Genomic DNA, 24960 nt, shown 5'->3' on the forward strand with positions numbered 1-24960 from the left:
CAGAAGCCCTGCACCAGGAACATGGCTATAATGGCCATGAGGCGTTGAAATGAAAACCGTAAACATTGCCGAGTTAAAGAACCGATTGAGTACCTATGTGAAGTTTGCGCGCAATGGCGAGGAGATCGTGATCCGGGACCGCAACATGCCTGTCGCGAAGATCGTTCCTTTCGTGCCCGGAAACGCGAGCGAAGAAGAGTTACAGCTCGTTGCCGAAGGAAAGATGACGTTGCCAGAGCGACCCCTGACAGACCTGGATATCGACGAAATCTTTAAAATTCCTACGCGCCGGCTAAAGGGCAGGCGTGCCATCGAAGCGCTTCTAGCTGACAGAGAAGAAGGACTGTGAGAAGAACTCCGGCCTTCTGGGACGCCAGCGCATTAGTCCCCTGCTGTGTTTCCGAGATAACAACGAGCCAGGTCAGAGCCTATCTGCATCGTTACGATCCTGTGATCTGGTGGGCGAGTATCGTCGAGATTCACAGCGCACTGGCACGGCTGCTTCGCAGCGGTGGCCTGGATGCGAAGGCTGCGAGCGGAGCGCATGACCGCTTGGCAAGGCTTAGGGTTGGGTGGAGCGAAATTCGCCCAGACGAACCAGTTCGCGATCTCGCCTGCCAACTTGTCACGATGTATCCACTACGTGCGGGCGACAGCCTGCAATTAGCGGCGGCGCTGATCTGGTGCCGGCAGCGGCCCCAGGGACGAACCTTCATTTGCGGCGACAAGCGGCTGGGTGATGCCGCCGAGGCAGCCGGTTTTTCTGTACTTCAGATTTAGGCGAATCTGTCACCTTTTCCCACGTTTTTTATCAAAGTGGAGTAGAGTGCTTATTTCGGTTATTCAGAGGAGAATGTCGACGCTATGACAGTATTGGCGCCGCAATATAAGTGGATCGACGGGCAGGGAATGGCATTTGGCGCGCCTGGGCTGGAGCCGCGGTGGACCTCAAGCGCAAAAGACGCAGTGGGGACGGCATATTCGGCTTCGAGCCGTGCATGGTACACGGTGTCGCATGGGGTTCTGAACGAGGTGTATTACCCGACCATCGACCGCCCGCAGATTCGCGACATGCAGTTGCTGATCACCGATGGCGAGACCTTCTTTCACGAAGAGCGGAAGGACCTGCTGCATGAATTCGAGTATGTCGATTCCGATTCGCTGGCGGTCAAGGTATGCAATCGCGATCGCGACGGGCGCTACACGATCACCAAGGAGATCATCAACGATCCGCACTATCCGGTGGTTCTGACGCATGTAAGGATCGACGGCGACAAGGATCTACTGGAGCGGTTGAAGGTGTATGTATTGCTGGCTCCGCATATCGAAGGCGGGGGCATGGGCAACAATGCCCGCGTGATTGAAGTCGCCGGGCAGCGCGCGGCGCTTGCATGGAAGAACCACACGTCGGTGGCGTTGACGGTTGATTGCGGATTCGATTGCGCGAGCGTGGGCTATGTTGGGGCGAGCGACGGCTGGCAGGACCTTCACCACAATTTCCAGATGGATTGGCAGTTCGGCTCGGCGCTTGAGGGCAACGTTTCCATCATGGGCGAGATCAAGGTGCACCGGGCGCGCGATTTCACCATAGCGCTGGGTTTTGGCGAGGGGCATCATGCTGCCTTGTCGGCGGCGATGGGAGCGCTGTCGAAGCCATTTGCGCTGCACCTGAAGCGATTCATCGAGCAATGGCACAGGGCGGAGAGTCCGCGGGAGCTGGCGGCGAGCTCGATGGATAACGGGAAGGTGATGCAGATCAGCCACAACATTGTGCTGGCGCACGAAGACAAGACCTACGCGGGCGCGTTCATTGCTTCGGCATCGATTCCCTGGGGATATGCCAAGGGCGATGACGATCTGGGTGGCTATCACCTGGTGTGGACGCGCGATATGGTGCAGAGCGCGACGGCGCTGCTGGCCTGTAATCGCGTAGAGACGGCGCGCAGGGCGCTGGTGTATCTGGCGTGCACGCAGCGGCCTGATGGCAGCTTTGCACAGAACTTCTGGATTGACGGGACGCCGTACTGGACGGGACTGCAGCTGGATGAAGTGGCGTTCCCCATCATACTGGCGTGGCGGCTGTGGAAGCTTGATGGTCTCGGCAATTTCGATGTCTTTCCTTTTGTAGAGCGGGCGGCGGGATTTCTGGTGCGGTACGCGCCAGTCACGCAGCAGGAGCGCTGGGAGGAATGTCCGGGATATTCGCCGTCAACTCTGGCGGCGGTGATTTCAGGGTTGATTTGTGCGGCGGACATGGCGCGGGCCCATCGCGCTCCGGAGCTGGGAAAATTTCTGGAAGAGCAGGCCGACTGGATTGAGAGTCATCTTGAAGACTGGACAGTGACCAACAATGGCGTGCTGCATCCCGACGTGAAGCGGCATTACATGCGGGTTCGTCCACCGGAGTGCGGTGAGCCGTATGCCCATGAGGAGTGCGGTCGCGAGATGATTCGCATTGCGAATCGCGCGCCGGGTGAACAGAACGAGTTCGAAGCGCGCGAGGTGATCGATGCTGGTTTTCTGGAACTGGTGCGCTATGGCGTGCGGGCTGCGGATGATCCGGTGATCGTGGATTCGGTGAAAGTCGTTGATGCAGTGTTGAGGAGAGACACGCCGAAAGGGCCCTGCTGGCGACGGTATAACCACGACGGGTATGGACAGCGTAAGGACGGCGGACCTTTTCTGGGCTCTGGACAGGGGCGCGTATGGCCGCTACTGACCGGCGAGCGTGCCCATTATGAATTGGCTGCGGGGCGCGATGTAAGCTCGCTGATCGATACCATTGAGCAGTTCGCATCGTGTGGTGGACTGCTTCCAGAGCAGATTTGGGATGAGCCGGATAAGAGCGGGCTGGTTTTTGGCGGCCCTGCGGGTGCGGCGATGCCGCTGGTATGGGCGCATGCGGAGTATCTGAAGCTGCTGCGCTCGGTGACCGACGGGAATGTCTTCGATCGCATTCCCATAGTCGAGGACCGGTATGCGAAGGGCAACGCGACGAGCCATATCGAGGTCTTCAAGCTGCGGCGGCAGCTCGCCAGCATTCCGGCGGGAAAGACGCTGCGCATTACAGCGCATAATCGTTTCAAGGTGGCCTGGACGGTCGACGGTTGGCAGACGAATCGTTCCGCGGAGAGTTCAACGGTTGGATATGCGGGGTCTTTTGCGGATATACCCACCACCCCGGAGCAGACCGGCGCGGTTTCGTTTACTCTTTACTGGATAGACGAAAATCGGTGGGAAGGGCGGAATTTTGATGTGCGGGTTGAAGGCGCTTCCTGAGCCCTTTTGGGTACAGCGGACATCCTAGTGTTTGGATGTGCCGGCTGAACGAATTTTTGATGAGTTTCAGCAATCAATGACATCTTTTCTGGGTGCGCCGCCGAACTCGAAATCGCGCATCTTCTACGGGCCGAAAATTCAATGGAGCGTGATTAAGTTATGAGCGATATCGACCAGCTTTCGATTAATACTCTTCGTTTTCTTGCTGTTGACGCCGTGGACAAGGCCAAGAGCGGCCATCCGGGAGCGCCTCTGGGTTGTGCTCCCATTGCCTACCTGCTCTTCCATAAGTACATGCGGCACAATCCGGCGAACTCGCACTGGTCCGACCGCGACCGCTTCGTGCTCTCGAATGGCCATGCGTCGGCGCTGCTTTATAGCGTGCTGCACCTTTCGGGATACAAGGTCGCCATCTCAGACCTTGAGCAGTTCCGGCAGTATGGCTCGATTACGCCGGGCCATCCCGAGCGCGGCGATACCGATGGCGTCGAAGTCACGACCGGTCCGCTGGGACAGGGCCTTGCCATGTCTGTCGGGCTGGCGATCGCGGAGAAGCATCTGGCTGCTGTCTATAACCAGCCGGGCTTCGACATTGTCGATCACTACACCTACGGCATCTGCGGCGATGGCGATTTGATGGAAGGCATCTCGCATGAAGCGGCTTCGCTGGCCGGAACGCTGGGCTTAGGCAAGCTGATCTTTCTGTACGACGACAATCTGATTTCACTCGATGGTCCGACGGAGTTGTCATTTACCGAAAACGTTGAGAAGCGCTTTGAGGCCTACCACTGGCATGTGCAGAGGGTCGCTGACGGCAACGACCTCGATGCGATCTCAAAGGCGATTGAAGCTGCCAAGGCGGTGAAGGACAAGCCGTCGATCATTGCGGTGCGGACAGTGATCGGTTATGGCAGCCCGATTGCTGGAACGAACAAAGTGCACGGCGAGGCGCTGAAGCCGGAAGAGGCAATCGAGACCAAGAAGAACCTGGGCTGGCCTTCGGACAAGTTCTTCTACGTGCCGGAAGATGCGGCAAAGAACTGGGGCACGATTAAAGATCGTGGCGCTGAATACGAACAGAAGTGGAACGCGCTTTTTGCCGAGTACAAGAAGAAGTTTCCCGAACAGGCAGCGGAGTATGAGCGCACGCAGGCCGGCAAACTGAAGGATGGCTGGGAGAAGTCGCTGCCCAAGTTCTCCACTGAGAAGCCGGTTGCGACGCGCAACGCTGGTAACGCCGTCATGAACGCGTTCGCCAAGGATGTGCCGGAGCTGATCGGCGGCGCCGCTGACCTCACTGCTTCGACGAAGACGATCCTGAAGGAAGGCGGCAATTTCCACGTCGATCCCAAGGGCAGGAACATCTGGTTCGGCGTGCGTGAATTCGGCATGTGCGCGGCAGTGAACGGAATGTGGGCACATGGCGGCCTCATTCCGTACGGATCGACCTTCTTTACTTTTACCGACTACTGCAAATCCGCGCTCCGCATGGCGGCGATCATGCACGCGCATTCTCTCTTCATCTTTACGCACGATTCGATTGCGCTAGGCGAGGACGGTCCGACGCACCAGCCGATCGAGCACCTGATGATGCTGCGCGCGGTGCCTTTCCTGACGGACTTCCGCCCGGCCGATGCAAACGAAACCGTCGCCGTATGGCGGTTGGCGCTTGAACGCAAGAGCCCTTGCTTCATGGCGCTGTCCCGGCAGGATCTGCCGGTCCTCGATCCGGCAAAGCATGACGTTTACGAAGGCGTAAAACACGGCGCGTACATTGTCGAGCAGGGAAGCGATTCACCCGATTTGCTGATTGTGGCGACAGGCGCGGAGTTGTGGGCGTCTCTCGACGCTGCGGCGACGCTGAAGAAGGAAGGTTTGACTGTGCGCGTGGTTTCGATGCCAAGCTGGAAGATCTTCGAAGAGCAGAGCGCTGAGTATAAGGCTTCCATTTTCCCGGATCATCTGCCGAAGCTGGCTGTGGAAGCGGGCAGCCCGATTGGATGGTGGAAGTACGTCGGCCGTCACGGCGATGTGATCGGACTGGAGCGCTTTGGCGCCTCGGCTCCGGGTAAGGTTGCGCTTGAGAAGCTGGGCTTCGGCGTAGGGAGCATTGTGAGCCGCGCGAAGGCACTGGTGGAGAGCGCAGCGCTCGCAGGGAAGTAGGCATATGAAGCTGGTGATCGCGGCCGATCACGCGGGCTTTCCGTTAAAGGAAGAGGTTCGCGGATATCTGGAGCGCCTGGGGCATGAGGTCATCGACCTAGGCGCTTACAATACGGAGCCTTCGGACTATGCGGATTTTGCTGAGGCCGTGGGCAAGGCGCTGGCTGCGGGACGCGCAGAACGCGGCATCCTGATCTGTGGCAGCGGAGTTGGCGTGAATGTTGCTGCGAACAAGATGCCGGGTGTTCGCGCCAGCATGTGTCATGATAGCTACTCCGCGCATCAGGGTGTGGAGCACGATGACATGAATGTGCTGGTGATGGGCGCAAGGATTATCGGCACCGCGCTGGCGTTTGAACTGGTGTCATCTTTTCTAAACGCGCGATTCCAGAAGCAGGAAGAGCGCTTTGTACGCAGGCTGAATAAAGTGAAGGCAATTGAGGCTCGCAATATGCCAGAAGCGGCGAAGGTGGAGAGCCATACCGTTAAGTAGTAAATCAAATCGAACTTAAAACGAAACACTGCAGGCGCAAGGAACAGCGCAGGAGCGGCAATGACAACCATCAATACCATTTTGTGGGACGTTGGCGGGGTCCTGCTGACAAATGGCTGGGACCGTAAGGGGCGTGCTGCCCTGCAGGCGCAATTTGGGTTGGACCACGACGTGTTTGAAGAAAGGCACGAAATGTCCAACGACGCCTGGGAAAAGGGACTGATCACGATTGAGGAGTATCTCAGGAAGACAGTCTTCTACGAGCCGCGCAACTTTACCCCGGACGACTTCATAGCCGCGATGAAGGCCCAGTCACAAGTACTCGGTGACAGCGCTCTGGGAATTCTTGGGAATCTCGCCGCATCGGAATCAGTATTTCTGGGCATGCTGAACAACGAGTCACGTGAGCTGAACGATTACCGCATCGAGAAATTCGACTTGCATAATTACTTCGAGATCTTCCTGAGTTCCTGCTATGTGGGGTTGCGCAAGCCGCGTACCGATATCTTCAAGCTTGCGCTCAATATCCTGCAGGAAGATGGGGACTCAGTGGCGTTTGTCGATGACCGTTCGGGCAATGTACAGGCTGCGCTTGACGTGGGAATGCACGGAATTCGTTATCAAGGCGCGGAGCAATTAAAAGCGGAATTTGAGAAGCTGGGTATTTCGCTGGAGCCTGAAGCAGTATCGCGGTAAGCCACCGAGCGACGATTTGCAAACCCGCTTGGATTGGATAGAGCAGTCACGAAGTAAAGAAAGAGCAGCAGGGAGAGACTTATGGCGACGACAGAAGTGAGGGTGGCTCCTGAGGGCGTTCGGGCAGCGGAGCAACGGAGCGAACGCATTCCCGATCCCGGGATCGTGGTGATTTTCGGCGCGTCCGGCGACTTAACGAAGCGCAAACTGCTGCCAGCGCTCTTTCACCTGGAGCAGCAAGGTTTGCTGCCCGCGGAGTTCGCGATCGTCGGCGTAGCACGGCGCGACCTGCGCCATGAATTTGCCGCTGATATGAAAGACGGCATTTTGAAATTTGGCGGCGTGAAGGAATCGGACGGCGGAATCGATGAGTTCATCGACAAAGTGGATTACCACGCGATGAACTTTGATGACGACGGCGGCTACACAGCGTTGAAGGCTCTGCTCGAGAAGATCGACAAAGAGCGGGGAACCGAGGGCAACCGCCTCTTCTATCTCGCCGTGGCCCCTGAATATTTCTCTGACATCATCAATCGGCTCGGAGAGCATGGCATGGCGCATCCGGAAAAAGGCCATGCGCGGGTCATCATCGAGAAGCCATTCGGACATGATCTGGAATCGGCCAAGGAACTGAACGATGAGGTAAACAAGGTGTTTGATGAGGAGCAGATTTTCCGCATCGATCACTATCTTGGCAAGGAGACTGTGCAGAACGTCCTCGTCTTTCGCTTTGCGAATGGGATTTTTGAGCCGATCTGGAACCGGAACCTCATCGATCACGTGCAGATTACGGCAGCCGAGAGCATTGGCATCGAAGGCCGCGGGCCGTTTTACGAGAAGGCCGGAGCCCTGCGGGACGTGCTCCAAAACCATATGATGGAGGTTCTTTCTTTCGTCGCCATGGAGCCTCCGGTTTCATTTGAGGCTAGCGCTGTCCGCAGCGAAAAGTTGAAGGTTTGGCGCGCGATCAAACCCATTTCCATCGACAACACGGTGCGCGGCCAGTATGCGCTGGGTACGGTGGATGGCCAGCAAGTGCAAGGCTATCGCGAAGAGGACCGCGTCGATCCCAATTCAGCGACGGAGACGTTCGGGGCACTGAAGCTTGAGATCGAGAACTGGCGCTGGGCTGGAGTGCCCTTCTACCTGCGCGCGGGCAAGCGTCTGGCAAAGCGCGTGACGGAGGTTATGATCCAGTTCCGGCAGCCGCCGCAGCTGCTCTTTGATAAGCCTGGCTCGGGGCCGTGCAATGAGATTCAACCGAATGTGTTGGTGATTCGCATTCAGCCGGATGAGGGGATCTCGCTGAGATTTGGCGCGAAGGTTCCGGGGCCGGAGACGAATGTATGCCCGGTGGTGATGGACTTCCAGTATGCAACTGCATTTGGTGTGAATCAGCAAAATGGCTATGAGCGGTTGCTGCTTGACGCGATGCTTGGCGACCAGACGTTGTTCGCCCATCGCGACGGAGTCGAAGCGACATGGGCGCTGTACACGCCGGTGCTGGAGGCGTGGGCAAAGTCGAAGCCGAGGGATTTCCCGAATTACACCAGCGGTACCTGGGGGCCGAAGGCTGCCGACGGGCTGATCGGGCGCGATGGCAGGCGCTGGCACAACAGCTAGTAAGGAAACGCGGTGCATGGCGGTGATCCCATCCTTACCTCTTGCATAGGTCAGGGGTAGGATGGGCAGGACGCTTTTGAGAAAGTTGTGACGCATGGCGAAGACGATAGCAGTCGAATACCGCGTGCACGATGGGCCCGATGCGCTGGCGCATGCGGCGGCGGAACATTTTCTGGAACAGGCGCAAAAGAGTGTTGCCGCCAAAGGCAAGGCTCGTATTGCCGTCTCCGGTGGCAGTACGCCGAAGCGAACCTTTGAATTGCTGGCGAATCCTAAAGAGAAATTTCTGCAGGCGATGCCATGGGAGAAGCTGGAGCTTTATTTTGTCGATGAGCGCACCGTGCCTCCCACGGACAAAGACAGCAACTATCGCATGACCCGCGAGGCGATGCTAGACAAGGTTCCGCTGAAGCCCGAGCAGGTCTTCCGCATTAAGGGCGAACTGCCTCCAGAAGAAGCAGCCGCGCGATACGAATCGACTCTTCGCAACCAGTTCAAGCTGGAGGGTGCGGAAGTTCCCCGCTTCGACGTGCTGGCACTCGGAATGGGTGATGACGGGCATACGGCGTCGATCTTTCCGCATACTGCCGGCATTCACGAACTGGCTCGCCTCGTGTATGCGAACCAGGTTCCGCAGAAAGATACATGGCGCGTGACGCTGACATGGCCTGTGATTATTCAGGCCGGCGAAGTGTTCTTCCTGATTGGCGGCAAGGACAAGGCTGACCCATTGCATCGCGTGCTGCAGGGGCAGTATGATCCGGAGACGCTGCCATCGCAGTTGATTCAGCCGAAAAATGGGAAACTACTCTTCCTGCTGGACAAAGATGCAGCGGCGCTGCTGCCCGCGCCCGACGCGAGTGGCAAGGGGAAACTGGAGATTCAAAGATGATTCTCGCCGGGGACGTGGGCGGCACAAAAGTAGACTTGGCGTTGTACGGGTTTGAAAATGGTGAACTGACGCTGGTTCGCGAAGAGAGATTTCCTGCTCAGGAATATTCAGGGCTCGAAGTTATAGCAGAGAAGTTTTTAGCCGATACGGGCAATCCGGAAGTTACTGCTGCATGTTTTGGTGTGCCGGGCCCGGTGCGGCATGGACGCCTGAAGCTGACCAATCTGCCCTGGATACTCGATTGCGAAGAGCTGTCGACCGGACTAGATATCCGGCACTTGTTTCTCATCAATGACCTCGAAGCAAACGGGTATGGCATTCCTGAACTGCACGCTGATCAGATTCATGTTCTGAGCGAAGGCGATGCGAGCGCGGTTGGGAATCGCGCGCTGGTGTCCGCGGGTACCGGATTAGGCCAGGCTATTCTCGTGTGGAATGGCAAGATGCATATCCCAATGGCTTCCGAAGGCGGCCACTGCGATTTTGCGCCGCGCGACGAGATGGAAATCGATCTCATGCGCTATCTGCAGCGAGTGCTGAAGGGACGGGTAAGCTTCGAGCGCGTGGTTTCCGGCATTGGCCTAAAGAACATTTACGCATTCCTGCGAGATGAAAAAGGCATGGATGAGCCGACATGGCTGAAGGAACGGATGCATGCAGAAGATCCGAATGCAGTGATCGGCGAAGTGGGCGAGAACGGTTCGAACGAGCTGTGCGCCAAGACGCTGGAGATGTTCGTTTCAGCGTATGGCGCCGAGGCTGGGAATCTTGCCTTGAAGGTATTATCGGTTGGCGGACTGTACCTGGGCGGCGGCATTGCCCCGAAGATTTTGAAGACGATGAAGGATGGAGCCTTTATGAAGGCGTTCGTCGATAAGGGACGCCTGAGTGATCTGCTCATTCATACCCCGGTACGCATTATTCTGGAGAGCCGTGCTGCGTTATTGGGAGCGGCCGCGTATGCGGAAGCAAGGGCGGCGCAACTCAGTGGTCAATCGGTGCGTGCTGCGTCAATCCAGTTTTCCTGAATCGCCGCGGCCTTGGCGAGCGTCTTTGAATGGAGTGATATGAAAGCAGTCCATTCTTTTCCGAAGGGTTTATTGTTGGCGGTGATCTTCTCCGCGATTGTAAGTGTGCCGAGGCTCGCTTTGGCGCATGCGGTGTTGCTGACGTCAACCCCCACGGCTCATGCAACCGTCAAAGGCCCGCAGATTTCGGTCTATCTTAAGTTCAACTCCCGCATAGACGGCGCGCACTCACGCTTGTATCTTGTCGATTCAAGTGGTAAGGTGCAGCCTTTGACGCTGGCTCCGCAGGATTCGCCCGATGCACTTGCCGCAGAAGGTGTCAAACTGAACGCAGGCGGATACACGATTCGGTGGCAGGCATTGGCAAGTGATGGGCATATCACGCGCGGAGAAATTCCGTTTACGGTTCAATAGTCGGCATTGATCTGGTTACTCAAAGATTTCGATCTACTCTCGGTGCTGCTGCGGGCGGCGGGCCTGGCGCTTGAGGCGCTGACGCTAGGCGGAGTGTCGTTCCTCCTGCTTGCTGCGCTGCCCGCGCGCCTCGATGCTGAGAATACACGCCGACTCCGCATTGTGACGGGTTGGGCTGCGCTCGCGCTCGCTGTCGCGCAGGTTCTTTCCGTTGCCACCGGCTGCACTATTCTCATCAGCGGTTCAGGGTTCAGCTTCCGCGATGTTGCTACGGCGGATTTCTTCTTCCTGGGATTCCTGCTCTTTGTCAGTGCATTGGCACTTTTTGCGCTGATGCGCGCTACCTCGCGAAGGACATTATTTGCCTGTGCACCGTTTGCAATTATGGTGCTGATGGCTTCCGTAGGCATGAGCCATGCGGCGGCTCGGCTCGAAAATCGCTGGATTCTGCTGGCGCTCACTACATTGCATCACGTTGGCACGGCTGCGTGGATTGGCGCCATGCCATTCCTGTTGATTGCCTTGCGGGGTGAGAAGAGCCAAATGACAGCCGGACGATACGCGCGCCGCTTTTCCGCCATGGCGATCACATCTGTCTCTCTGCTCGTGCTTGGCGGCATTGGGATGGCCTTCTTCTACATCGGATCGTGGCAGGGTATCTACGGGACCACATATGGAATCATGATCGTTGCCAAGATTTACCTGCTGCTGCTGATTCTTGGAATGGGAGCGGGGAATTTCTTTCTGGTGCGACAGATTGACCGTGCGCCTGCGCCACTGCTGGTGCGACTACGCCGATTCAGCGAGGCGGAGATCGGTCTCGGATTCACAGCAATTCTCGCGGCTGCATCCCTGACATCGCAGCCTCCGGCAGTTGATCTGACGCGGGATCGCCTAACGAGCCATGAAATCGTCGAGCGCATGCGATGGGTGTTGCCACGCATGTCGAGTCCGCCGCTGAAAGCGCTGGTGCCTCCGAGTTCTATTCAGGTTGCGATTCAGAATTCTCTCTTCGGCAGCGGAAGTGAGAATGATGCGAACGACCGCGCATGGAGCGAATACAACCATCACTGGGCGGGGTTGATCGTACTGGTTGCAGGTTTGCTCGCGCTGCTGGCGCGCTCGGAGCGATTCAAGTGGGCGCATCATTGGCCGCTTTTATTCATCGGGTTGGCGGCGTTTATCCTGCTGCGCGCAGATCCGGAAAACTGGCCGCTTGGACCGAGGCCATTCTGGGCGAGCTTTTCTTCGCCGGATGTTCTCCAGCACCGCATGTATGCGGTATTGATTACGGCCTTTGCTGTCTTCGAGTGGGCGGTTGAGACGGGCCGGGTGAAATCGCGCAGAGCGTCCTACGTCTTCCCCTTGATGTGTGCCGCGGGCGGCGCGCTGCTGCTGACGCACTCCCACGCGCTGGGAAATATCAAAGAAGAAATGCTGGCCGAGATGAGCCACACGCCGATTGCATTGCTCGGCGCAACCGCTGGCTGGAGCCGCTGGCTCGAACTCCGCCTGTCGCAAGACCGTGATTCTAAAATAGCTTCCTATGTCTGGCCGGTGTGCCTGGTTCTGGTCGGGATCGTGCTCCTCGACTACCGCGAATCGTAGGCAGACCTGAGATTCGACAACCGTATCCTCCGTTGCATATGGTAAATACAGCGCTCTGAATGCAGTTCTGCCAGAAGCGCACCTCTTTCTCTGTAAAGGAAGGTTATGCAGCAAGCTATTCGTCGTATTGCAGGATTTGTGTGTTGTGCCACCGCATGTCTTGTCCTTGGAACAGTTTTCAGCCCGAATGCGAGTGCGCAACGGCTGCCGGACACGGTCCGTCCGGAACACTATGGCCTGATCCTCACTCCCGATCTGAAGAGCGCAACCTTCACCGGCACCGAAACGATCGATGTGCAGATTCAGAAGCCAGTCGATTCGATCACGCTGAATGCCATCGAGATTAAATTTCAGAGCGTAAAAGCAAATCTGAACGGCAAGACACTGGAAGCATCCGTTACGGAAGATACAGACAAGCAGCAGGCGACCTTCCATTTCAATCATCAACTGCCCACAGGCAAGCTGACACTGGCGATTGAGTATACGGGCATTCTCAACAACGAACTGCGCGGCTTCTACCTGTCGAAGACTGAGAAGCGCAACTACGCCGTCACGCAATTTGAATCGACCGACGCGCGCCGTGCGTTTCCTTCGTTTGATGAGCCGGCATTCAAAGCAACCTATGATGTGACCCTGGTCGTAGATAAAGGCGATACAGCCATCTCGAACACCAATGTCGTTTCAGACACCGCTGGCCCGTCAGCAGACAAGCACACGATCAAGTTTGCTACCACGCCGAAGATGTCGACCTACCTGGTTGCATTTCTCGTGGGCGACTTTCAGTGCACGAGCGGCGAGAGCGACGGTGTGCCGATCCGCGCCTGTGCCACGCCTGACAAGGTTGAGCTAGGAAAGTACTCCGTGAAGGCAGCGGAGTTTGTGCTGCATTACTACGACACGTATTTCGGTATCAAGTATCCCATGCCGAAACTCGACATGATCGCGATCCCCGACTTTGAAGCGGGCGCGATGGAGAACTTCGGCGCGATTACGTATCGCGAGACCGATCTTCTGATCGACGAAAAGACCGCCTCAGTTGGGGCAAAGAAAAACGTCGCCGAAGTAGTGGCTCATGAAATGGCTCACCAGTGGTTCGGCGATATGGTAACCATGCAGTGGTGGGACAACATCTGGCTGAACGAGGGCTTTGCAACCTGGATGGAGAACAAGCCCGTCGCAGCGTGGCACCTGGAGTGGAACATTCCGCAAGATGTTGCTGCAGGTCTCGACAACACGCTGAATTACGACGCACAGCGTGTTACGCGCACCATACGCGCCAAGGCGGACACTCCGGATCAGATCAACGAAATGTTTGACGGCATCTCATATGGCAAGGCCGGCGCGGTTCTGCTGATGGTTGAGAACTACCTCGGCGAAGAAACTTTCCGCAGAGGCGTGCACAACTATCTGGCAGCGCACATGTACGGCAATGCAACGGCAGAAGACTTCTGGAACGCGCAGACAGCGGAAAGCCATAAGCCTGTCGACAAGATCATGGAAAGCTTCGTCGCGCAGCCCGGCGTGCCGGTGCTGAACTTCAGTGCGCCGCAGGCCGATAGCGTTGCGGTCAACCAGCAGCGATTCTTCCTGAGCCCTAGCATGAAGGCTGATCAGGCACATTCGTGGACCGTTCCTGTGTGCATGAAATCGAGCGGCGGCAAGGAAAATTGCGAGATGCTGTCCGCATCGCAGCAATCGTTGAAGACGCCCAAGTCAGGTTTCTTCTTTGCCAACGCCGAAGGTAAGGGCTATTACCGCAGCACCTATCCTGCCGACGTTTATGCAAAGATCGTCGACAACGTAGAAAGCGGACTTACACCGGAAGAGCGAATCGGTCTGCTAGGCGATGTATGGGCGCAGGTCCGCGCTGACAAAATGCCAGTAGGCGACTATCTGAATCTTGCTGCGGCAGTGAAAGATGACTCAAGCGGCGCGGTAGTCAGAACGGCTCTGAGCGCTGTCGAAACGATTAACGCGCGTGTCGCCGACAGCGACGAAGAGCGCGATGCTCTGGCCGCGTGGGTGCGCAAGAACTTCAAGCCCGCATACGAGAGGCTTGGAGAGGCGTCGGACAGTGACACTCCAGAGAAAAAAGAATTACGGGCAACATTGTTTGCGTACCTGGGCACGCTCGGAAAAGATCCGGACGTGATCGCGCAAGCCAAGCAGATTGCTGAAAAGTATCTGGCGGATCCTTCTTCCGTCGAAGGCACCTTCGCGCAGACAGCAACAGGCATTGCGGCTGTGAACGGCGATCCTGCGTTCTTTGATCAGTTGCAGCAGACTTTCGAAACATCGGCGAATCCGCAACTGCAGGAGACTGCATTGCGGCTGTTGGCTGAATTCAAAGATCAATCGCTTGAGCATCGCGCTCTCGATTTCACGGTTTCGGGCAAGGTCAGGAACCAGGATGCCGCGATTGAGTTGCTGATCATGCTGCGGGCGCGCGAGACGCGTGACCAGGCATGGCAGTACATTCAGCAGAACTGGGACAAGGTACAGGCGCAGCTTACTACCGCTATGGGTGGATATCTGGTGAGCGGCACGGGAAATTTCTGCAGCGCCGAAGCTCGTGATCAGGTTGTGAGTTTTTTCGACACGCACAAGGTACCGGCATCGGAGCACGCGTTGGCGCGGGCGAAGAACCAGATCAACGACTGCATTGAACTGCGTGCTGCGCAGCAACCAAAGCTGAGGGAGTGGATCCCCGCACAGAAATCGCTGGGAGGCGGTTTTTAACGAAGGCCGGAGCCAGTCTCCGGCCTTTTACTTTATGAGAGATTGCTGCTGTAGACGCGCGAGATGACGCGCAGGATTTGCCGTTGCGGTAGCGAGTCTGCGTCCTTGGCAAGAAATGCTTCACCAACACGCTGTGTTTGATTGCGATAGAACCAGCGACTGAAAAGGCAGAGATGATCGGAAATTGTCTGCGTGCTGAGCTTCGACTTTGCAGGCGGCGATTTCAAATCAGCCAGCGTTTGCTGGAGACGCTCTTCCAGCACATTGCGCGAGACGGTCTGAACGATTGATCTCGCGCTTTCTGCTTCCAACGGTAGAGCCTCGACTGTTGTGGGATGAAGATAGAGCGACGTCGATCCTGATTGCTCGTTATGCAGACGCATGCCCTGCACGGAGTATGAGATCGGGCCGAGAATAACGCCGCGCGTCAGAAGGAAACAGGCAACACTTTCCGGCTCGGCACACGGTTGCACGACGAGCGCAACAAGCTTCGAGAGTGGATGGACTGCGGCGGGCATGAGCGAGATGACCGCCTGCACTTTTTGCAGCTTCGCGTGAGCCTGTGCAGCCTGCTCAAATTCCAGGTTGGCAGATGCTGCATCACGCTCAGCCCCAATTTTCTCGATAAGGCTGGCGCCGCGAGTTTCAAGGAAGGCATGAACGCTGGCGGCCTCTTCAGCGTAGCGCGCATCGCTGCAGCCTTTGAAGCAGGGAGCCAGGCACATCTTCATTTCGGAGTAGATGCAGCCGGGAAAGGCCGGATCGGGGTTCAGATCTTCATGGCAGCGGCGCAGCTCAAAGAGGTTTAGCATCTCGTCGCAAAACTTTTCAGCAGATGCACGTGAAGGGAACGGTCCGAAGAGGTCGTCAAACGCGGATTTCGTAATTTTGTTGGTTACATATACGCGCGGGTAGGCATTCTCGCTGGTCATGCGCAGGAAGTATGGCGAGCGAAGATGCATGCGCTTACGCGTTGCCTCTCCAAAGGCCTGCATCGACGCGGCATAGAGGCAGAGCGCCGATTCGAAGTCGGAACCAGTCAAGGTGTATTCGATGCGCGCAATCTTCTCGGTGAGGCGCAGACGTTTCGATTGCGATGGCCGTGCATCGAGAAACCGCGTGAGTCGCCGCTTCAGGTTTGGCGTGCGGCTTAGATAGGGCTCGGCGCGCTCATCGGCAGCAAAGAGTGCAAAGACACCCGGCTGCGCCGGTATCTGCGCAAGGGCCGAGGCAGGATTCGTTGGATCAAAAGCGATGGAGTGGACGAGCATGCGACTCGTCCTTATTATTCGCCAGCGATGGTCATGCCGTCGATGCGTAACGTGGGCGAGGCCACAGAACTGTGAAACACAAGGTCATTGCCGATGGCGGTGATATTGCGAAACATCTCTTTGAGATTGCCCGCGACTGTAACCTCCTGCACAGGGAAGGTCAGGTCGCCATTCTCGATCCAGAGGCCGGATGCTCCGCGTGAGTAGTCGCCCGTGACCATGTTCACCCCTTGCCCGAGCAGCTCCGTGACATAGAAGCCGGTTTTTATGTCACGCAGAATCTCCTCAGGCGAAACCTTGTCCGCTTCAAGGTAAAGATTGCCGCTGCCGATGCCCGGATTGCCTGCGAGTCCGCGGACGGCGTTGCCGGTGCTTTGCATGTTGAGCTTGCGTGCGGTGTAGGTGTTCAGTAGGTAGGTTTTGAGCACGCCATTTTGGACGATGACCTTGCGGCGTGACGGCAGTCCTTCGCCATCGAAGGGCGATGAGCCGAAACCGCCAATGATGGTTCCATCATCAATGACGTTGATCGACTCGGCGGCGACCTGCTCGCCCAACTTGCCGGTAAAGAAGGATGCACCGCGGTAGATGCTGTCGCCGTTCGCAGCATCGAAGATGGCTCCGATGAGGGAGCGCGCAATCTCTGGCGCGAATACGATGGGCGCCCGCTGCGTTGGGACGCGGCGCGCATCCAGCCTGCGCAGAGTACGGCGCGCAGCTTCCGCGCCCACAGATTCAGGGGGGTCAAGTTTTGCGAGTGTGCGCGCAGAGGAGTACCAGTAATCGCGCTGCATCTCGCCGTTCTTGCTCATGGCAATCGGACTTGTTGAAACGGAGCAGTAGGACGAGCGGTATTCGCCGACGAACCCACGCGAGTTGGCCAGCACTTTGCGACCTGTAGCCGCATCGAAGCTACCCCCGTCGCTGTTCTGTATGCGCGTATCGGCCGACATGGCCGCAGCTTCGCAGCGGCGGGCGAAGTCGATGCGCTCGGCGGTTGGCAGCGAATACACATCCTCGTGATAAAGCTTGAGATCGTCATCCAGCTGACCGAATTCGCCGGCGTCGGCTAACCCGGCGAAGGGATCTTCCGAAGTAACGCGGGCAAGCGCCAGCGCCCCAGAGATGAGGTGGTCGATGCCTTCCGGCGTGAAGTCGCTCGACGATGTGCTGGCAACTCTCTGGCCGACGAAGACACGCAGACCAATGCCGCGCGAGCCGGATTCTTTCAACGTTTCGACTTCGCCTAGACGGACGGTAGCCGAGAATTCGTCGCCTTCGCGGACGACCACCTCCGCGTCAGTAGCTCCAGCCGCGCGCGCTTTTGTAACGACGTCAGTTGCTAATTGCTTGAGGTTGGTAGTCAGCTCAGTTGAAAGACTGCTCATTTATGCTCTTTTCATTTGGCTCAATAGGGCTCGTGGCTGGGCGTTTTATTCCGTCGAAACAATCGCCCAAGGAACAGCCGAGATTTCTTTTCTTGTGTTCGGCTCGATCAGGCATCGATTCATTCACGGACCCGCGAAACAGTCCGACAGACCCTTTACACTCGGGACATCGTAAACGAGGCTCAGCTAACTTGAGAGCATCCACAGCAGAGACCGTTTGCGAAGCATAGCTGCGCGAGCCATCGGGAAGCGTTACAAACTGTTTTACGTCTACTATTCGCATTTAGTGGCCAGTGCCGCCCACAGTCATACGGTCAAGCTTTACTGTCGGCATGCCTACGCCTACCGGAACACTCTGTCCATCCTTGCCGCATGTGCCGACGCCCTCATCGAGTTCGAGGTCGTTGCCGACCATCGAGACATATTTCAGAGCCTCAGGCCCGTTGCCGATGAGCGTAGCGTCGCGCACCGGCGCCGTGATCTTGCCGTCTTCGATCAGGTACGCCTCTGACGCGCTGAAGACAAACTTGCCGCTTGTGATATCGACCGAGCCTCCGCCGAAGTTTACGGCATAAAGCCCACGCTTGACGCTGCGCAGAATATCTTCGGGGGCATCGTCGCCGGAGAGCATGTACGTGTTCGTCATGCGCGGCATGGGAATCTGCTGGTAGCTCTCGCGGCGACCGTTGCCGGTGTGCGGCATGTTCATGAGGCGCGCCGAAAGCTTGTCGCTCAGATAGCCCTTAAGGATTCCGTTTTCGATCAGCATCGTTTCCTGCGTGGGCGAGCCCTCGTCGTCGACATTCAGTGATCCGCGACGCGACGGCATCGTCCCGTTATCGACGACCGTGACTTTGGAACTTGCGACCTGCCGGCCGATAAGCCCCGCAAAAGCCGAAGTTTTCTTGCGGTTAAAGTCAGCTTCGAGTCCGTGGCCTACGGCTTCGTGCAGAAGCACTCCAGGCCAGCCTGGACCGAGAACGACTTCCATCTCGCCTGCGGGAGCAGCAACGGCTCCAAGTTGCAGAATGGCAGTGCGAGCAGCTTCATTGGCAAAGTGTTCCGGAGTCTTCTCCGTCTGGAAGTAGCTGATCTCAACGCGTCCGCCACCACCGGCTGTACCGCGCGTCGTCTGTTTGCCATCATTCGCAAGAACAAAAACGTTGAGACGCGCGAGCGGCTGCGTATCGCTGGCATAGGTGCCGTCGGAGGCCGCGATGAGGATGCGCTTCAGCTCATCCGAGTAACTGGCGCGTACCTGCTTAATGCGCGCATCATAAGCGCGGGCGGCGCGATCGACGCGCATCACGAGATCAAGCTTCGTGCTCAGATCGGAATCGAGATCGGCGGCGGGAATCGGATATAGATTCGGCGACTGAGTCTCTGTGAACCCGGCGACGAGCTGCTTGGCAGGGCCGCTGGCAATCAACGCTGCGGTGCGCGCAGCATGCAGCAGACGCTCTGCAGAAAGATCATCCGTGTAGGCGTAACCGGTCCGTTCGCCGGAGACGACGCGGATTCCGCATCCTGCGCTTACGCCTTGGCTGGCGGTCTTCACCAGCGATTCGTCGACGCCGATAGACGTTGCCGAGACGGATTCGAAGTAGAGGTCGGCATAATCGCCGCCTGCGGAGAGAGCTTCGCCGAGACAGCGCTCCAGAAGTCGCTCGGAAAGGCCGAATTTTTCAAAGAAATAGCGTTTGTGGTTGCTGGGCGGTGTCGTCATGAATGGACCTGTATCCCTTTAGATGAGGCCGAGCGCTCTTCTGATTCTACGCTGCTTTCCCGCGGGATTCGCTGGGGTTTTCAGTGGCCGCCGGGGAGGGCTAACGGCGATGGTTCCTCTCGCGATTTCAACAGATGCGCAGCTGGCGATTCTTGCTACGATCGCGGCATGAAGAAGTTGATTGTCCTGTCCTTGGTGCTGCTGTTCTCGGCCTCAGCGTTTGCGCAACCACATCACCACCGCCACCATCATCGTCATCACCACCGCGCCCGGTAACGCGAGCGGGCCCGCAAGCCCGCCGTGTTCCTTCTGTGATATTTTTCGCCTATGAGCGAAGATCCTCGTTATCCCGTCGGAAAGTTTTCCGGTCCTGTCGAACAGACCCCGGAGCAACGTCGTGCCTCGATTGCCATTCTTGCCGCCTTGCCTGAAAACCTGCGCTCCGCAGTGCAAGGCCTTACAGACAAGCAGGTAGATACTCCTTATCGTGACGGCGGTTGGACAGTTCGCCAGCTTGTGCATCACATTGCTGACAGTCACATCAACGCGTATGTGCGCACAAAGCGCGCGCTGACAGAAGACTGGCCTGCCGTGACTGCATATGACGAGAAGTTGTGGGCTCAGCTTCCTGACGCGCGTACCTTGCCGATCGAAGTTTCGCTGCATCTGCTGGAACCACTGCATCGCCGCTGGGTCGCGCTCTTCGGATCGCTGACCGATGAGCAGTGGCAGCGCGGATACGTGCACTCTGAAGACGGCCGCCAAAAACTGGCCAATGTGCTGCAGGCATACGCGTGGCACTGCCGTCATCACGTCGCGCACGTTACCGAATTGCGGAAGCGCATGGGCTGGTAGCAGGAAAGTGCTTGCTCCGTTGGGTGCCTACGAGCATAGTTTTTCTTAATGCCCCCCATCCAAACTGAAACATCTGCAGCGGAGCTGGCCTCTGCACTGGAATCCTTTCTCGCGGAACACCCGCGCGCTGCGGTCCTGGAAGACGGGCGCGTGCTTTTCGAAATGCAGACTGCCCGCTACGCGCTTTCCGCCGAGCATGGACGCTGCGTGCTGCACCTCTGGTCAGAGGATCGCAATCTGGTTCGCACTGTCATGAATCTGGATGCGCGCAAGAATGTGTTGCGCATCGAGACAAGGCGCTTTGGCCAGACCAAGCCGCAGACGCTTCAACTTGTGCCCGACCGCGACACGCGCACGCCAACCACGCGAGAAGCCACGCGCAAGAAGTTCCTGCGCATGCTGGAACGCGTGATGACGCGCGCTTTCCCCGATCTTGCGCTTGATAGTCTGGGCAACGCGACCGACCTGGAGCACAGTTTCGGTCCTGCCTATGCGCGCGGCGTCCTGGTGCGCGGCCCGATTGCGTGGGCGGTGATCGCCGTCAATGCAGAGGAGACACAGGCGACAGTCGATGGCGCATTGACGCTGGGCATTCTGTGGCTGGCCTATTGCCGTGAGCACAGCGGCGGCCGACGTGTTTTTGAAGGGCTGAAAGTCATTGTTCCCGCAGGCGCCGCAGCCGTCACGAGGGGACGCATGGCGTGGCTCAATCCATCGCTCGCGAAATGGGAGTTGTATGAGCTGGACGAACGCTGCGAAACAGTCGAGTCCGCACAGATCGGCGATGAAGGAAATCTCGACATTCGACTGGTACACAGCTTCAGCCATGAACGCGCGCTGGAGCGGTCGCAGGCCACTGTGGATCGGCTGCTGGCATTACTGCCCGTAAGAATGAAGGCGCGGACAGAGATACGCCCGCTCAGTTCAACGGAGATCAGTTTCCGGCTGCACGGCCTTGAATTCGCGCGCATCCGGCATGGCCTGGTGGCTGGTTCTTTCGATCGTCAGGACACGATCACTTTCGGCGCAGGAGCCAATGAAACTCCGCTCACGCATGAAACAGAAGATCTGTTCCGCGAGCTGATTCAGCGTGTCCATGACGGGCGCTTCGCCGGTGGAAGCGTGCGTAATCCGCTATACCGGCTGCAGCCCGAGCGCTGGCTTGAGTCGGAACTGCGGCAAGGGCTGGCGGAGCTGGAACCGTCGATTCGAGAAGAGTTTGTGTACGTGCAGGTGCCGGCATTCGCGGGCGGCGATCGTGGCATGATCGATCTGCTGAGCGTGACCCGCTCCGGCCGGTTAATGGTGCTGGAATTGAAGGCAGATGAAGACTTGCATCTGCCGCTGCAGGGACTAGATTACTGGCTGCGCGTGCGTCAGGTGCACGCAAAAGGCGAATTGCAGACGCATGGATATTTCAACGGCGTAGAGCTATCGCCGGAGCCACCATTGCTGATGCTTGTTGCGCCCGCGCTGCGTATTCACCCTGCAAACGAGACTGTGCTGCGGTATCTGAAGCCTGAAGTGGATTGGACGCTCATCGCGCTCGATGAGCACTGGCGGCAGCGCCGACGAGTTATTTTTCGGAAGAGAAGTGAGAGATAGGTATCGCTAGCTTGCGATTGCGGCAGGCTCTTCCTCGATAGAAGCGAAGCGCGGTTCAAAGAATCGCTCTACCGCATCCAGAACAGCTGTGCCGGTCTTCGATTCGTAAATCGACTTCCGGAGCGCCGCGCCACCAGGCACACCGTGCGTGAACCATGAAGCAAACTGCTTCATCTTGCCCTGCGCTTCCGGATTGCCCTCGTCGAGCAGCATCTGGAAGTAGGTGCGGATCATGCGGTAACGGTCGAGATCGGTAGGTTCGTCGTAGCGTCCCGTTGCCGTGTACTGCGCAATCTGCCGGAAAATCCACGGATTGGCAGGCGCGGCGCGGCCGATCATCACCGCGTCGCAGTTCGTCTTTGCGACGAGGGCGCAGGCGTCTTCCGGAGTGCGCACGTCGCCATTGCCGATCACCGGGATGCTCACCGCATCTTTCACTTCGGCGATGTGGTGCCAGCGCGCCTGTCCCGAATAGCCCTGCTCGCGGGTGCGCGCATGCAGCGCGACCGCCTCCAGTCCGCACTCCTCAGCCAGCCTGGCAAGTGGCACGCAGATGATGTGGTTATCGTTCCAGCCGAGACGGAACTTAACGGTGAAGGGAATTGTCACTGCGGCGCGGACTTCCTCGAAGATCTTCGCAATCAGCGGCAGGTCGCGCAGCAATCCGCTGCCGCCATTGCACGCAACCACGCGCTTGGCTGGGCAGCCGAGGTTCAGGTCGACCATGTCAAAGCCCGTCTGCTCGACAATGCGGGCAGCGTCAGCCAGCGTGGTTGGATTCGAACCGAAGAGCTGCGCGGAAATCGGATGCTCGTCTTCGTAGAAAGTCAGATAGCGCTTACGCTTCGATTCGCGCATGCGCGACAGGCCATCCGCCGATGTGAACTCGGTCATAATGAGCCCGCACCCTGACTGCTGGTTGCTGATTTCTGTGTCGATCGAATCACCGCTGCCGGCCTCTGCTGAAAAGACGCTGGCATTGCGAATGAATCGACGAAAGACCGTGTCCGTGACTCCAGCCATGGGCGCGAGCACTGTCGCCGGGGCAACGGTCACGTTGCCGATTCGCACAGACGCAGGAACACGCACGCCTTCCGGCATGGCGTGTTCCTGCGGGTTGTCCCAGTGCTTCTTCATCGGACTCCGTTACCAGCCAACATAGCAAAGCCTCCGACGGGCGGAGGCTTTTGCTTCAGAAACCGAAGGCTCCGTTTATTTGGCAGCCGTCTCCGCCTTGGCGTACTTGCGGCGGAAGCGCTCGACGCGGCCTGCCGTATCGACCAGCTTCTGCTTGCCGGTGAAGAACGGATGGCAGGCGGAACAGATCTCTACGTGAATATCGCCCTTGTGGGTCGAACGGGTCGCGAAGTTGTTGCCGCACGCGCAGACAACCCGGATTTCGTTATAGTTTGGATGAATACCCTGCTTTGGCATGACTCTATAAAACCTTTCCCTGCAATCCTTTTATTTTAAGCGGATTTCACTGGATTCGCAACGTTTTAGATGCTCATCAGGCCTCTAAAGATCCTCCGCTTTCAGACCGGTATGCTTAGCAATGCGAGTGAGCATCTTCGGTCCAATCTCTTCACCGTCATGGAAAGCCCAGATGTAGTTTGCGTAGCCTGGACGCGATAGTTTGAGGTGAGATCCGACCTGCCCCACCTCTGCCCATCCAATCTTCTTCAGAGCCTTCAGAACGATCTTTGCGCGTGTACTTGGCCAGACACTCAAGCGCAGGAAAACTCGACGCTGGATTTGAGGGATTCGCGCCCAGTTTCAAGCTTTTCGGCGAGGGCGCGCAGCGCGATTGCCTCCACAGCGGCGAGCGCCTCTTCCCTCGTCATTCCGTAAGCCATAGCGCCCGGAAGGTTCGTGATCTCTGCGATCCAACGGCCGTCCTCTTCCCGGTCGAATTCCACTTGAAATTGCATTCTGGTCCTTGAGGAAAGATTCGTTTCGCTGAACCAAGTGTATACGTCACGGGGATTTGGTTGCGAGGCAATTGTTGCTCGACAGAGGATGTGTGCTGTGGTTTAGTGGCGTGCATGAAAAACATTGTGTTTTCCGCTGCTTTACTTGCCATAGTTTCCGCCGCAAGCGCCACAGCGCAAACGACAGCCGCCAACGCGCCTCAGGCAAATGCCAGCTATATCGACGCCCAGGGGACCGCGCATGTCTCCCGCATCGTGCCGGTTCCAAAGACCATCAGCCCGGAAGCGCAGAAGAGCCTTGCACGGCCTGATTCCGACGCCCCGGTAGCCGAGCCGCTGGCAGACCGTCGGTCAAAGACCGATGCATGGCAGGCCAAGGCAGGGGAGGCTTACCGCGAGGTGTATCCGGCGACGGTGAGCGCGGGCACAATCGGGGGCGTGCCTGTCCGCATCGTGACTCCTCCAATTGTGGGAACCGGCAAAGCAGACCGCGTTCTAGTGAACTTCCATGGTGGCGGATTTAACTCTGATTCGGGCTCGCTGACCGAGTCCATTCCAATCGCGAATCTCACCCAGACGAAAGTGATTTCGGTGCTCTACCGCCTCGCACCTGAGCATCCGTTTCCCGCTTCGGTTGAAGACACAATTGCCGTCTACAAAGAGCTGTTGAAGACCTACAAACCGCACAACATCGCGCTCTACGGAACCTCGGCAGGAGCCATCCTGACCGCAGAGACGGCCGTAAAAATTAAGCAACTCGGGTTGCCGATGCCGGGCGCTCTAGGAATTTTCTCGGGTCTCGGCGATTTCAGCCTTGCAGGAGACTCGCAATCGATGTACGCGTTGCGCGGCCTTTCCGGCTATCTTTCACCACCCGTACTCGAAGGCGTTCACGATCCCGAGTATGTAGGCACGACAAATCCGAAGGATCCCGTGCTTTCTCCGCTCTATGCCGACTTGCGAGGAATGCCCCCGACGCTTTTTGTCACCAGCGGACGCGATCTGTTGCTGAGCGGAACGACGATCCTGCATCGCGCATTCTTAAGAGCCGGCGTGGACGCGCACCTGGTCGTCTTCGAAGCGTTGCCGCATGCTTTCTGGAATGACGTCGATCTTCCCGAGTCACGCGAGGCCGACGAGGTCATGGCGCACTTTTTCGATACCCGCGTCGGGAAGTAGCGGTTTACTCTCGTCGTTCCGTCCGTCGCGGCAGAATCGCCGGAGGAGCCGCACCGGAGTCCTTCCATTC

The 24960-nt window shown here is 57.6% G+C and carries 23 protein-coding genes; 15 read left to right on the forward strand and 8 right to left on the reverse strand.

The features are described from left to right. Positions 1-49 precede the first annotated feature (49 nt). The 12 genes from H7849_RS01975 (at position 50) to H7849_RS02030 (ending at position 14935) form a co-directional block, all read left to right on the forward strand. Positions 50-349, forward strand: a complete 300-nt coding sequence (locus tag H7849_RS01975; protein WP_186743745.1) for a type II toxin-antitoxin system Phd/YefM family antitoxin — start codon at positions 50-52, stop codon at positions 347-349. Continuing rightward, positions 346-780 (forward strand): type II toxin-antitoxin system VapC family toxin, encoded by a 435-nt coding sequence (locus H7849_RS01980; protein ID WP_186743746.1) that lies wholly within the window; start codon positions 346-348, stop codon positions 778-780. Before H7849_RS01975 ends, H7849_RS01980 begins: the two co-directional genes overlap by 4 nt. An 84-nt stretch (positions 781-864) precedes the next feature. Further along, positions 865-3279, forward strand: a complete 2415-nt coding sequence (locus tag H7849_RS01985) for a glycoside hydrolase family 15 protein (RefSeq protein ID WP_186743747.1) — start codon at positions 865-867, stop codon at positions 3277-3279. Between the two features lie 159 nt (positions 3280-3438). Then, positions 3439-5442 (forward strand): transketolase, encoded by a 2004-nt coding sequence (tkt, locus tag H7849_RS01990; protein WP_186743748.1) that lies wholly within the window; start codon positions 3439-3441, stop codon positions 5440-5442. A 4-nt stretch (positions 5443-5446) separates the two neighbouring features. Next, entirely contained in the window at positions 5447-5935 is a 489-nt protein-coding gene (gene rpiB, locus H7849_RS01995; RefSeq protein ID WP_186743749.1) for a ribose 5-phosphate isomerase B, read from the forward strand. Between the two features lie 60 nt (positions 5936-5995). Next, entirely contained in the window at positions 5996-6631 is a 636-nt protein-coding gene (locus H7849_RS02000) for an HAD-IA family hydrolase (RefSeq protein ID WP_186743750.1), read from the forward strand. Positions 6632-6712: 81 nt separating this feature from the next. Then, on the forward strand, positions 6713-8254 hold the full coding sequence (gene zwf / locus H7849_RS02005) for a glucose-6-phosphate dehydrogenase (protein WP_186743751.1): 1542 nt from the start codon (positions 6713-6715) through the stop codon (positions 8252-8254). Between the two features lie 94 nt (positions 8255-8348). Continuing rightward, entirely contained in the window at positions 8349-9146 is a 798-nt protein-coding gene (gene pgl / locus H7849_RS02010) for a 6-phosphogluconolactonase (protein WP_186743752.1), read from the forward strand. Continuing rightward, positions 9143-10174, forward strand: a complete 1032-nt coding sequence (gene glk / locus H7849_RS02015) for a glucokinase (RefSeq protein WP_186743753.1) — start codon at positions 9143-9145, stop codon at positions 10172-10174. The genes pgl and glk overlap by 4 nt, the downstream gene beginning before the upstream one ends. A 39-nt stretch (positions 10175-10213) precedes the next feature. Continuing rightward, positions 10214-10588 (forward strand): copper resistance CopC family protein, encoded by a 375-nt coding sequence (locus tag H7849_RS02020; RefSeq protein WP_186743754.1) that lies wholly within the window; start codon positions 10214-10216, stop codon positions 10586-10588. 6 nt (positions 10589-10594) lie between these two features. Next, the gene (locus tag H7849_RS02025; RefSeq protein ID WP_186743755.1) at positions 10595-12196 is read left to right on the forward strand and encodes a copper resistance D family protein; all 1602 of its coding nucleotides are present in this window, start codon (positions 10595-10597) and stop codon (positions 12194-12196) included. A 105-nt stretch (positions 12197-12301) separates the two neighbouring features. Continuing rightward, positions 12302-14935 carry a M1 family metallopeptidase gene (locus H7849_RS02030; protein WP_186743756.1) on the forward strand — a complete coding sequence of 878 codons (2634 nt, stop codon included), beginning with the start codon at positions 12302-12304 and terminating at the stop codon, positions 14933-14935. A gap of 32 nt (positions 14936-14967) precedes the next feature. Here H7849_RS02030 and H7849_RS02035 read toward each other — a convergent pair whose 3' ends face one another. From H7849_RS02035 to tldD, 4 genes are read right to left on the reverse strand one after another with little or no spacing between them, the layout of a single operon-like run. Further along, positions 14968-16206, reverse strand: a complete 1239-nt coding sequence (locus tag H7849_RS02035) for an excinuclease ABC subunit UvrC (RefSeq protein ID WP_186743757.1) — start codon at positions 16204-16206, stop codon at positions 14968-14970. Positions 16207-16220: 14 nt separating this feature from the next. Continuing rightward, on the reverse strand, positions 16221-17594 hold the full coding sequence (locus H7849_RS02040) for a TldD/PmbA family protein (RefSeq protein ID WP_186743758.1): 1374 nt from the start codon (positions 17592-17594) through the stop codon (positions 16221-16223). Then, positions 17575-17877, reverse strand: a complete 303-nt coding sequence (locus H7849_RS27705; protein WP_490337729.1) for a hypothetical protein — start codon at positions 17875-17877, stop codon at positions 17575-17577. The genes H7849_RS02040 and H7849_RS27705 overlap by 20 nt, the downstream gene beginning before the upstream one ends. Next, a complete protein-coding gene (gene tldD / locus H7849_RS02045) occupies positions 17878-19320 on the reverse strand; it encodes a metalloprotease TldD (RefSeq protein WP_186743759.1) in 1443 nt (480 codons plus the stop codon). It abuts the gene before it with no gap. A gap of 327 nt (positions 19321-19647) precedes the next feature. On the opposite strand from tldD, the gene H7849_RS02050 reads away from it, so the two are divergent. Together H7849_RS02050 and H7849_RS02055 are read left to right on the forward strand one after the other, a co-directional pair. Continuing rightward, entirely contained in the window at positions 19648-20175 is a 528-nt protein-coding gene (locus tag H7849_RS02050; RefSeq protein ID WP_186743760.1) for a YfiT family bacillithiol transferase, read from the forward strand. A gap of 48 nt (positions 20176-20223) precedes the next feature. Continuing rightward, positions 20224-21780: a PDDEXK family nuclease gene (locus H7849_RS02055; RefSeq protein ID WP_186743761.1), complete on the forward strand. Its 1557-nt coding sequence runs from the start codon at positions 20224-20226 to the stop codon at positions 21778-21780. Between the two features lie 6 nt (positions 21781-21786). Here H7849_RS02055 and dusB read toward each other — a convergent pair whose 3' ends face one another. The 4 genes from dusB to H7849_RS02075 all read right to left on the reverse strand — a co-directional run bounded on the left by dusB (position 21787) and on the right by H7849_RS02075 (position 23711). Continuing rightward, a complete protein-coding gene (gene dusB / locus H7849_RS02060) occupies positions 21787-22917 on the reverse strand; it encodes a tRNA dihydrouridine synthase DusB (protein ID WP_186743762.1) in 1131 nt (376 codons plus the stop codon). Between the two features lie 75 nt (positions 22918-22992). Further along, positions 22993-23214 carry a 50S ribosomal protein L31 gene (gene rpmE, locus H7849_RS02065; RefSeq protein WP_186743763.1) on the reverse strand — a complete coding sequence of 74 codons (222 nt, stop codon included), beginning with the start codon at positions 23212-23214 and terminating at the stop codon, positions 22993-22995. Positions 23215-23298: 84 nt separating this feature from the next. Beyond that, positions 23299-23511 (reverse strand): type II toxin-antitoxin system HicA family toxin, encoded by a 213-nt coding sequence (locus H7849_RS02070; RefSeq protein ID WP_186743764.1) that lies wholly within the window; start codon positions 23509-23511, stop codon positions 23299-23301. Next, positions 23508-23711, reverse strand: a complete 204-nt coding sequence (locus tag H7849_RS02075; protein WP_186743765.1) for a type II toxin-antitoxin system HicB family antitoxin — start codon at positions 23709-23711, stop codon at positions 23508-23510. Before H7849_RS02075 ends, H7849_RS02070 begins: the two co-directional genes overlap by 4 nt. A gap of 114 nt (positions 23712-23825) precedes the next feature. On the opposite strand from H7849_RS02075, the gene H7849_RS02080 reads away from it, so the two are divergent. Continuing rightward, the gene (locus tag H7849_RS02080) at positions 23826-24890 is read left to right on the forward strand and encodes an alpha/beta hydrolase fold domain-containing protein (RefSeq protein WP_186743766.1); all 1065 of its coding nucleotides are present in this window, start codon (positions 23826-23828) and stop codon (positions 24888-24890) included. Positions 24891-24960 lie beyond the last annotated feature (70 nt).

This window comes from Alloacidobacterium dinghuense (assembly GCF_014274465.1).
Lineage (GTDB): Bacteria > Acidobacteriota > Terriglobia > Terriglobales > Acidobacteriaceae > Alloacidobacterium > Alloacidobacterium dinghuense.